At 61.9% G+C, this 10,664-nt stretch carries 6 protein-coding genes; 2 read left to right on the plus strand and 4 right to left on the minus strand.

The window, feature by feature from the left end; genetic code table 11:
- The first annotated feature begins 6 nt into the window (after window positions 1-6).
- Both KGA98_RS16785 and KGA98_RS16790 read left to right on the plus strand, forming a co-directional pair.
- The gene (locus tag KGA98_RS16785) at window positions 7-594 is read left to right on the plus strand and encodes a TIGR00730 family Rossman fold protein (RefSeq protein WP_057712229.1); all 588 of its coding nucleotides are present in this window, start codon (window positions 7-9) and stop codon (window positions 592-594) included.
- A 68-nt stretch (window positions 595-662) separates the two neighbouring features.
- Complete coding sequence (locus KGA98_RS16790; RefSeq protein ID WP_057712230.1) at window positions 663-842, plus strand: hypothetical protein; 180 nt, start codon at window positions 663-665, stop codon at window positions 840-842.
- Window positions 843-1,066: 224 nt separating this feature from the next.
- Here KGA98_RS16790 and KGA98_RS16795 read toward each other — a convergent pair whose 3' ends face one another.
- From KGA98_RS16795 to KGA98_RS16810, 4 genes are all read right to left on the minus strand, one after another.
- Window positions 1,067-1,957: a transglutaminase N-terminal domain-containing protein gene (locus KGA98_RS16795; protein ID WP_223502849.1), complete on the minus strand. Its 891-nt coding sequence runs from the start codon at window positions 1,955-1,957 to the stop codon at window positions 1,067-1,069.
- The gene (locus KGA98_RS16800) at window positions 1,957-4,443 is read right to left on the minus strand and encodes a circularly permuted type 2 ATP-grasp protein (RefSeq protein WP_223502850.1); all 2,487 of its coding nucleotides are present in this window, start codon (window positions 4,441-4,443) and stop codon (window positions 1,957-1,959) included. The genes KGA98_RS16795 and KGA98_RS16800 overlap by 1 nt, the downstream gene beginning before the upstream one ends.
- Before the next feature lie 88 nt (window positions 4,444-4,531).
- Window positions 4,532-7,804, minus strand: coding sequence for a DUF2126 domain-containing protein (locus KGA98_RS16805; RefSeq protein WP_223502851.1), 3,273 nt, complete (start codon window positions 7,802-7,804; stop codon window positions 4,532-4,534).
- 386 nt (window positions 7,805-8,190) lie between these two features.
- On the minus strand, window positions 8,191-10,494 hold the full coding sequence (locus tag KGA98_RS16810) for a YgiQ family radical SAM protein (RefSeq protein ID WP_007994999.1): 2,304 nt from the start codon (window positions 10,492-10,494) through the stop codon (window positions 8,191-8,193).
- Window positions 10,495-10,664: the final 170 nt, after the last annotated feature.

The following is a 10,664-nucleotide window of genomic DNA, read 5'->3' on the forward strand; positions in this document are numbered from 1 at the left end:
CAAGGCATGTCTTTAACATCCGTTTGTGTATTTTGTGGTGCCAGCACCGGCACCAACCCGGCTTACCGCGAAGCAGCCGTGGCCCTTGGCCGGGCGTTGGCCGAGCGCAAGCTGACCCTGGTATATGGTGGTGGCGCCGTGGGCTTGATGGGCATCGTCGCCGATGCGGCCCTGGCGGCCGGCGGTGAAGTGATCGGCATCATCCCGCAAAGCCTCAAGGACAAGGAAATCGGCCACAGCGGCCTGACTCGCCTGGAAGTCGTCGATGGCATGCACGCGCGCAAGGCGCGGATGGCCGAGCTCAGCGATGCCTTTATCGCACTGCCCGGTGGCCTTGGCACCCTCGAAGAGCTGTTCGAAGTCTGGACCTGGGGCCAGCTCGGCTACCACGGCAAACCGCTGGGTTTGCTGGAAGTGAATGGTTTCTACAGCAAATTGACGTCTTTTCTTGATCACATCGTCGGCGAAGGCTTCGTTCGCGAGCAGCACCGTGACATGCTGCAAGTGAGCGAATCGCCGCAAACCCTGCTCGATGCTCTGGATGCCTGGCAACCGTCCATAGCGCCAAAATGGGCCGAGCAAAAACCCAGCTAACGGCTCGGCACCGATACAGGGCAGAATATGCGCCGCTCAACCTCACCTTCGACCCCAGAGGATCGCCCATGGCCAAACCTAATTATTCCTTCGCCAAACGTCAGAGAGACTTGGCCAAGGAGCAGAAGAAAGAGGAAAAGCTTCAGCGCAAGAAAGCTACAGCTGAAGAAGCGACACTGAACCCTGAGGGTGAAGTGGCGGCAGAAGACGATGTTGATGCACCGAAAGACTCGGCGCCCGACGCCTGAGAACCTCCGGGCCGGTTGATCTGATCAGGCCCACCGGATCTGTGTCCAGGGTTGGCAGCTTTGCTGCCGACCCTCACAGGCCAGTCTGAAACACCCCTATCCAGAAACCACTGCACATCCCCTGTGGGAGCGGGCTTGCTCGCGAAAGCGCAGTGTCAGGCAACATCCTTGTTGAATATGAAATTGCTTTCGCGAGCAAGCCCGCTCCCACATTTTGATCCCTGTTATTCCAGTGGCATCACCGTCACCCGGACTTCCGGGTCGTGGTTTCCTCCTCCCAGTATTACCCCCCGCAACGGCGACACATCGGAAAAATCCCGGCCCCAGGCCAGGGTGATGTGCTCCAGTGCCGGTTGCACATTGTTGGTCGGATCGAAATCCACCCAACCCAGCACCGGGCAAAACACTGACACCCAGGCATGGGAGGCGTCGGCGCCGATCAGTCGTGGCTGGCCAGGTGGCGGTTGGGTGAGCAGGTAGCCGCTGATGTAGCGCGCGGCCAAGCCCCGGGAGCGTACGCAGGCGAGCATCAGGTGGGCAAAATCCTGGCAGACCCCGCGCCGACGCTCCAACACTTCTACCAGCGGCGTCGCGACTTGGGTCGCTTCGGCGTCGAAGGTAAATTCGCTGAAGATTTTCTCCATCAACGCCTGAACGCCGAGCAACAGCGGCCGCCCCGTCGGGAAGCAGCTCTCGGAAAATTCGACGAAGTTGCGCTTTAGATGCACGTAAGGTGATTCGAAGCGGTAACGGCAGGCTTCAAGCAATTCGGGCGACAGTGGCTGACTGCTGTAAGTCAGCGCGCTACGGGTGTCTTCCCATGCGGGTGAAAGATTGAAGTCCAGCACGGGCCGGGGAAGTACCTCGATCGTGAGGCTGGCATTGACCAGCAGCTCATCATGAGGACGTTCAAACGCCAGCCGGGTCAGCGGATTGCCGAACACATCCAGCTCATCGCGGCGCGAAGTGGGGTCAGGGCTGATCTGCAACTGCTGAGCCGTGCAGCGCTGCCACACGCAAGGCCGCGGCCACAAATGCGCCAGTTGCTGGGCCAGGGACACCGGGCTGTCGTAGTGATAATGGGTGTCGTGGAAAATCTGGTAGTGAGCGCTCATCAGACGGACACCGTGCGCTGGCTGACATCATCGACATGGGCGAAATGCCGCAGCGCCAGGCGATCGGAAACTTGCCCGCTGGCGTCGGCGATCTCTTGCAGCAGCGCGGCCAGCCCCTCGATGGCAGCGCGAACACTCGCGTCGCCGAACAGCGGGTTTTCCAGGCAGCCCAGATCGAATCGCGCCAGACGCTCGACCAATTGCGGCAGCGCTGCTTCACGCGGCACGCCAAAGTCATCGTTGAGGCGTTTGAGTGTGCGGGTCACCAGTTTCAACTGGAACAACACGGCGTGAGGGTTCTGCTCGTCTAGCAATAGCAGGTCGAGCACCGGGATCAGCTGCGCCACCGCCAGGTATCGAGAACGGTAAGTGATGCTGCTGTTGCCCAGTTCCAGCAACCACTCCAGCCCGGCCTGATCGAAAGCCCCGGCGCCCCGCAGGAACGCCGCCAGGCTGCCGCTGAGAAATTGCAGGCGTTCGATTCGCCGACCAATCATCAGGAAACGCCAGCCTTCATCCCGGGTCATGTCGTCCAGGGCAAAGCCGGACAGCGCCGCCAGGGACATCACCAGACGATTGAGAAAATCCAGCAACTCACCGAAATCCGGCTCTTCGGTTTCCAGCTCCATGGCTTCGCGCTGCAACTCCACCAGCGCCTGCCAGTTTTCCCGCGAGAGCTTGCCGCGCACCTGCGAAGCAGCCCACTGCAAGCGTTGCAGGTTGGAACGCAGACTGAACGGCCAGTCATCGCCGAGCAGCGCCGCCAACAGGCGTTCCGGCAACTCGCCCTCCTCGGGCAGCAACATCAGCCGCTCGCCGAGGTCCACCGCTGCCTGCAGGGCTTGCGGGTCGTCGCCATCGACATAGCGCGCCAGCATGATGCGCAGCAAACGGGCGCTGTCGTCGCAACGCTCGCAGTAACGACCGAACCAGAACAGGTTTTCCACCACCCGCGACGGCAAGTACGGATCGCGCCGCACCAGGTCATGCACACCGATGTTGCGTTGGGCCTTCCATTGTTCGCCGCTAGGCGCACGCTCGCCCAACACCCAGGTGTCTTTACTGGCGCCGCCGCGCTGCATCGACACCACTTCGGCATCGGCTTGGGCGGCGACCCGGGTCAAGCCACCGGGCAGCACCCGATATCCCTCGCGGCTGGCGACCGCATACACGCGCATGCCGATGGCACGGGGTTGCAGTTGACCGTCTTCGGCTTGCCAGATCGGCGCCTGGGACAATTGCGCAAGTTCTTGCGCCACATAGGCATAAGGACGCGCCTGCATGCGCTCTGCGAGCTCCTTGCGCTGTTTTTCACTCAAATCACGGCCAAATACCGGTGCAAAACTCTGGGACGGAAACGCCGGCTTGATCAGCAACTCTGGAAGTTTCTCCAGGGCCTGGGCCAGAACCGGCGCTTCACCGCACCACCAAGTGGCGATGGACGGCAGGATCAGTTCTTCGCCAAACAGGAATTGATTGATCTTCGGCAGAAAACCCAACAAACCCGGCGATTCCAGCACACCGCTGCCGAGGGCGTTGGCCACCAGCACCCGCCCCTGCCGCACAGCCTCAAGCAGGCCAGGCACGCCGAGGGCGGAGTCGGTTCGCAGCTCCAGCGGATCGCAGAAGTCATCGTCGAGCCGGCGCATGATCGCGTGGACCCGACGCAGGCCACTCAGGGTCTTCAGGTAGACCGTGGCATCGCGCACCGTCAGGTCGCCGCCCTCCACCAGCGGATAACCGAGCTGACGAGCCAGATACAGATGTTCAAAATAGCTTTCGTTGAAACGCCCCGGTGTCAGCAGCACCACCAACGGTGCGTCTCCGTCACTCGGGGCCTGACGGACCAGGGTTTCCTGCAAGGTGCGGAAGAACCCGGCCAGGTGCTGCACCTTCAGATCACGGTACAGCTCGGGAAAGGCCCGGGACACAATCGTGCGGTTTTCCAGCGCATACCCGGCTCCCGAAGGCGCCTGGGTACGATCCGCCGTCACCCACCAGCGGCCATCGGGTGTGCGCGCCAGATCCACGGCATACAGGTGCAGAAAGGCTCCGTCAGGCGGGCTGATGCCCTGACAGGGCCAAAGGAAGTTGTTGTGACCGAACACCAGCTCGGTGGGCAGCAGACCTTCGGCAATCAGCCGTTGCGGACCGTAAAGGTCAGCCAGCACGGCATTGAGCAACCGCGCCCGCTGAGCGATGCCGGCCGACAACTGTTGCCACTCCTCAGCCGCGATGACATGGGGCAGCAGGTCCAGCTCCCACGGCCGGTCCGCGCCCTTGGGGTCGGCATAGACGTTATAGGTAACGCCGTTTTCCTGAATCTGCCGGGTCAGCAGGGCCTGACGCTGCACCAGTTGTGCCGGCGTGCTGCGTTGCAACTGTTCGAACAGCCGGCGCCAGTGCGGGCGCACGGCGCCACTGTCGTCGAGCAGTTCATGATAGGTGCCCGCCGTCAGCGGGTAGCGGTCTAGCAGGTCAGGCATGGAAAGCTCGGCAGACAGCAATGAATGGTCAGACTAACGCAGGCTCGTGACGCTCGGATATACGAAAAATCCGAGCGTCGTGCACGGTTCAGAAACGTCGCAAATCGAGTGTCATCGGTAGCTCGTCGTTAATTTCCATGTTGGGTACAGGAAGCTTCCCTGGCGTGTGTCCGATACGGAAGAAACGCGCCATGCGCCGGCTCTCGGCCTCGTTGGAATTGACCGGCAAGCTGTCGTAATTGCGCCCGCCCGGATGAGCGACGTGGTACTGGCAGCCGCCCAGCGATCGCTGCATCCAGGTATCGAGCAGGTCAAATACCAGCGGCGCATGGACCGGGATGGTCGGTTGCAGGCAGTTGGCCGGTTGCCAGGCTCGAAAGCGCACGCCGGCCACGAACTCGCCGACCCGCCCCGTGGGATGCAATGGCACCGGGATGCCATTACAGGTCAGCAGATAACGCTGGGGCGGCAAGCCGCTGAGCCTGACCTGCAAACGCTCCAGTGACGAATCCACGTAACGCACCGTACCGCCCATGGCGCCCTCTTCGCCCAGCACGTGCCAGGGCTCGAGCGCCTGGCGCAGTTCCAGCGCAATACCGCTGACGGCGTAGTCGCCAACCTTGGGGAAACGGAATTCCAGATGCGCGGCGAACCATTCGGCCCGCACCGGATAACCGGCGGCGTTGAGGTCGACGATGACATCGGCGAAGTCTTGCTCGATAAAGTGCGGCAACAGGAAGCGATCGTGCAGCTCCGTGCCCCAGCGCGCGAGTTTCGGCGGCGCATAGGGCTCGCGCCAGAACCGCGCAACCAGCGCCCGCAGCAACAATTGTTGCACCAGGCTCATGCGCGCATGGGGCGGCATCTCGAACGCACGTAGCTCCAGCAATCCGAGGCGCCCGGTGGCACCGTCCGGCGAATAGAGTTTGTCGATGCAGAACTCGGCGCGGTGGGTGTTGCCGGTTACATCGATCAGCAGGTTGCGCAGCAGTCGATCCACCAGCCATGGCGGGCACTCCTCACCCGCTTCAGGCATCTGCGCGAAGGCGATTTCCAGCTCGTACAAGGCATCGTTGCGCGCCTCATCGACCCGCGGCGCCTGGGACGTCGGGCCGATGAACAATCCGGAAAACAGGTAGGACAGCGACGGATGGTTATGCCAGTAGCTGATCAGGCTGCGCAGCAGATCCGGGCGACGCAGAAACGGCGAGTCCCCCGGTGTCGCGCCACCCAGCACGAAATGGTTACCACCGCCCGTGCCGGTATGCCGGCCGTCGATCATGAATTTCTCGGTGGTCAGCCGAGTCTGGCGCGCCTCTTCATAGAGGAATTCGGTGCGCTCGACCAGCTCATCCCAGGTCGCGGACGGCTGCACGTTGACCTCGATCACCCCCGGATCCGGAGTGATGCGCAAGTTGCTCAGGCGTGGATCGCTCGGCGGCTCATAGCCCTCCAGCAACACCGGGCACATCAGCTCTTGCGCGGTGGCTTCGATGGCAGCGACCAGCTCGAGGTAATCCTCGACCCGTTCCAGCGGCGGCATGAACAGGTACAAACGGCCTTCCCGCGCCTCGGCGCAGAACGCCGTGCGGGTCAGCCAATCGGCGGACTCGTCGATGTTTGGCGCACGGTCTTCTGCGACGGCGGCGCCTTGGCTCTGAAGCTGCCCTGTGTCGGGCAGCGGCGGGAAATCCTGATTCGGGTCCTGCGGATAAATGAACGGATACTCCGCCGCCTTCACCCAAGGCTGCGAACCCAGCGGCAAGCGATAACCGAGTGGAGAATCCCCCGGCACCAGACGGCAGTGCTCATCGCGCAGATACCAGCGCCCGCTCTGCCACTGGTCGCCCTTGGCGGTGCGCGCCAGCGGCAGAACCTGGCCGATGACCTTGTCCAGGCCTTGACTGAAGACCTTGCGCAGGCGCTTACGCTCCAAAGGCTCTTCCAGGCGTGAGTCTTCGGCGCTGACGTTATGCGGCAACATTCCTTCGCGCCAGAGGTAATAGAAATTGTCTTCGTAGGCCGGGAACACAAAGCGTGTCGGAATCTTCAAGCGTTCGGCGACGCTCGCCAGAAAACGCCCGGCCAGCGCACCGTCGGCGCCATAATCCTCCTGCTCGTCGGCGATCAGCGCGCTGTTGTGCCAGATCGGCACGCCGTCACGGCGCCAGTAGCAATTGAGCGACCAGCGCGGCAGTTGCTCGCCGGGATACCACTTGCCCTGCCCGAAATGTACCAGCCCCTGGGGCGCGTAGTGCTTGCGCATGCGCTGGAACAGTTCGGCGGACAACCGTCGTTTATCCGGCCCCAGTGCCGCGGTATTCCACTCGGCGCCGTCCGGGTCATCGATGGACACAAAGGTCGGCTCGCCCCCCATGGTCAGGCGTACATCGTCTTCCAGCAAGTCGGCATCGATCCGTCGGCCCAGGGCCTGGATCGCCAGCCACTGATCGTCGCTGTAGGGCTTGGTGACCCGTGGTGCTTCCCAAATCCGCTCCACGGACATTTCGTGGCTGAATTCGCACTCGCAGGGTTCCACCAAGCCACTGATCGGCGCCGCAGAGGACGGATCGGGACTACAGGCCAACGGAATATGTCCTTCACCGGCAAACAGGCCGGAGGTCGCATCCAGGCCGATCCAGCCAGCGCCGGGCAAGTACACCTCGCACCAGGCGTGCAGGTCGGTGAAATCCACGTCGGTGCCGGACGGACCGTCGAGACTTTTGACGTCGGCGGTCAGCTGGATCAGGTAGCCCGACACGAAACGCGCCGCCAGCCCCAGGTTGCGCAGCAGTTGCACCAGCAACCAGGCGGAGTCGCGGCACGAACCGGAGGCCTGGTCGAGGGTGTGCTCAGGTGTTTGTACGCCGGGCTCCATGCGGATCAGGTAGTCGATGTCTTCGCTCAAACGCTGGTTGAGCGCGACGAGAAAGTCCACGGCGGGTAACGGTGTGCGGTCGATGCCGTCCAGGTAGGCCTTGAACTTCGGCGTCAGGGGCAGGGTTTCCAGGTACGGCGCCAGCTCCTTGCGCTCATCCGAGGCATAGGTGAAGGGGATTTTTTCCGCGTAGGGTTCGAGGAAGAAGTCGAACGGATTGAAGATCGCCATTTCGGCCAGCAGATCGACTTCGATTCGCAACTCTTCGGTTTTTTCCGGGAACACCAGCCGCGCCAGGTAATTGCCCTGAGGGTCCTGCTGCCAGTTGATGAAGTGCTGTTCGGGGGAGACTTTCAACGCATAGGACAGAATCCGCGTGCGGCTGTGGGCGGCGGGACGCAGGCGAACGATCTGCGGGCCGAGTTCGACAGCGCGGTCATAGCGGTAATGCGTGACGTGGTGCAATGCGACATGAATCGACACGGCGTGCCTCCTGCGAGCCTTGAGCGTATTTGGAAAGCGCGCAAGACTTATGCCATCCAGCAATGCTGGCGCTTTCCTCGGTTGCCTGAGGCAGTACAGCACCAAAATCGGGCGATGCGCAGAATTGGCTTGCAAGAGTTGCACGTATTTGTGGCGTTCAGCTGCATAGTCGCTGCCAAACCCGGCCTCTTCGCGAGCAAGCCCGCTCCCACAGGGATCTGCTGCGAACACACAATCGCGGGCAACCTCGAACACTGTGGGAGCGGGCTTGCTCGCGAAGAGGCCAGTTGCCACACCCCACTTTCAGGCTGTGATACAGCTTTTACTCCTCCAGAAACGCAAAACGCCAACCCGAAGGTTGGCGTTCTGTTCAATTCAAGCGAGGCTTAGCGCGGCACGACCGGCTTGCGGGTCGGCTTTGGCCCCTTGCCTTTGGCCGCATCCTTGCGTTCCTTGGCCGCCTGCTGGTTGCGGGCGAACGCCGCAGCCTTGGCCTGTTCACGCTTGTCCCACGGGTTGCCGCCATCGCTGGCACGTGGTGGCAGGCCGGTGTGCTGGGTCAGGATCTTGGTGGTCTTTTCCCCTGCAACCTTATGGCTGCCCGCCGGCGTCGAGTTCTTGCGACGGGCGCTCTGGTAGCTGTCAGTCGACGGCTGATGCAAAGGAATCAACTGGTTCTTGCCCGGCCCGATCAGGTCGGCGCGGCCCATGCGGGTCAGTGCCTCACGCAGCATCGGCCAGCCTTTCGGGTCGTGATAACGCAAGAACGCCTTGTGCAGTCGGCGCTGCTCCTCGCTCTTGACGATAGTCACCGCGTCACTCTTGTAGGTGACCTTGCGCAGCGGGTTCTTGCCCGAGTGGTACATCGCGGTGGCGGTGGCCATCGGCGACGGGTAGAACGCCTGCACCTGGTCGGCACGGAAGCCGTTGCCCTTGAGCCACAGGGCCAGGTTCATCATGTCTTCATCGGTGGTGCCCGGGTGGGCGGCGATGAAGTACGGAATCAGGTACTGCTCCTTGCCCGCTTCCTTGGAGTACTTCTCGAACATGCGCTTGAACTTGTCATAGCTGCCGATGCCCGGTTTCATCATCTGGTTGAGCGGACCTTCCTCGGTGTGTTCCGGGGCGATCTTCAGGTAGCCACCGACGTGGTGGGTCACCAACTCTTTAACGTACTCCGGCGACTCGACCGCGAGGTCATAGCGCAGGCCGGAAGCGATCAGGATCTTCTTCACACCCGGCAATTCACGGGCACTGCGGTACAACTGGATCAGCGCCGAGTGGTCGGTGTTCAGGTTCGGGCAAATGCCAGGGAACACGCACGATGGCTTGCGGCAAGCGGATTCGATTTCCGGGCTCTTGCAGGCAATGCGGTACATGTTCGCGGTCGGGCCGCCGAGGTCGGAGATCACGCCGGTAAAGCCCGGAACCTTGTCACGAATTTCTTCGATTTCGCGAATGATCGACTCGTGGGAACGGTTCTGGATGATCCGGCCTTCGTGCTCGGTGATCGAGCAGAAGGTGCAGCCGCCGAAGCAGCCACGCATGATGTTCACCGAGAAACGGATCATGTCGTAGGCCGGGATTTTTTCCTTGCCATACGCCGGGTGCGGAATGCGCGCATAAGGCATGCCGAACACGTAGTCCATTTCTTCGGTGGTCATCGGAATCGGTGGCGGGTTGAACCAGACGTCGACTTCGCCGTGCTTCTGCACCAGCGCACGAGCGTTGCCCGGGTTGGTTTCCAGGTGCAACACGCGGTTGGCGTGGGCGTAGAGCACTGCGTCATTACGGACCTTTTCCACCGACGGCAGACGAATCACGGTCTTGTCGCGGGTCATGCGCGGGCTGGCCAGGATCTGCACGACCTTGGCTTCCTGCGGATCTTCAACCGGACCTTTTTCCTGCTCGATGGCGCAGGCCTGGGTGTCCTGGGTGTTGACGTACGGGTTGATGATCTTGTCGATCTTGCCCGGACGGTCGATGCGCGTAGAGTCGACTTCGTACCAGCCTTGCGGTGTGTCACGACGGATGAACGCGGTGCCGCGCACGTCGGTGATGTCTTCGATCTTGTGACCGTAGGACAGGCGCTGGGCGACCTCGACGATGGCCCGCTCGGCGTTGCCGTACAGCAGGATGTCGGCGCTGGCGTCGATCAGGATCGAGTTGCGTACACGGTCCTGCCAGTAGTCGTAGTGGGCGATGCGGCGCAGGGACGCTTCGATGCCGCCGAGCACGATCGGCACGTGCTTGTAGGCTTCCTTGCAGCGCTGGCTATAGACCAGGCTGGCGCGGTCCGGACGCTTGCCGGCCAGACCACCCGGCGTGTACGCGTCGTCGGAACGGATTTTCTTGTCCGCTGTGTAGCGGTTGATCATGGAGTCCATGTTGCCGGCCGCGACACCGAAGAACAGGTTCGGCTCGCCGAGCTTCATGAAATCGTCTTTGGACTGCCAGTTCGGCTGGGCAATGATCCCGACGCGGAAGCCCTGGGACTCCAGCAGCCGGCCGATGATCGCCATGCCGAACGACGGGTGGTCGACGTAGGCATCACCGGTGACGATGATGATGTCGCAGGAATCCCAGCCGAGCTGATCCATCTCCTCCCTGCTCATGGGCAGGAACGGCGCTGGTCCGAAACATTCGGCCCAGTACTTGGGATAGTCAAATAACGGCTTGGCTGCTTGCATGTCGATAACCGGTGTTGGCTTTCATTGAATTTCGCGGGCGCGGAATATAGCACAAATTTTGACCAATTCCGACGGCCATGGTCGGAAATTGCGCACAACCCATGTGGGAGCGGGCTTGCTCGCGAAGGCAGTGTGTCAGTCGACATAGATGTTGCCTGACACACTGCCTT

It is taken from the genome of Pseudomonas sp. BF-R-24 (assembly GCF_019947335.1).
Classification (GTDB): domain Bacteria; phylum Pseudomonadota; class Gammaproteobacteria; order Pseudomonadales; family Pseudomonadaceae; genus Aquipseudomonas; species Aquipseudomonas jessenii.

Excerpts from the sequence above, each read along its gene's own strand:
- KGA98_RS16800 (WP_223502850.1), bottom strand. The coding sequence starts at position 4,443 with ATGCCTGACCTGCTAGACCGCTACCCGCTGACGGCGGGCACCTATCAT.
- KGA98_RS16790 (WP_057712230.1), top strand. The coding sequence starts at position 663 with ATGGCCAAACCTAATTATTCCTTCGCCAAACGTCAGAGAGACTTGGCC.
- KGA98_RS16785 (WP_057712229.1), top strand. The coding sequence starts at position 7 with ATGTCTTTAACATCCGTTTGTGTATTTTGTGGTGCCAGCACCGGCACC.
- KGA98_RS16795 (WP_223502849.1), bottom strand. The coding sequence starts at position 1,957 with ATGAGCGCTCACTACCAGATTTTCCACGACACCCATTATCACTACGAC.
- KGA98_RS16810 (WP_007994999.1), bottom strand. The coding sequence starts at position 10,494 with ATGCAAGCAGCCAAGCCGTTATTTGACTATCCCAAGTACTGGGCCGAA.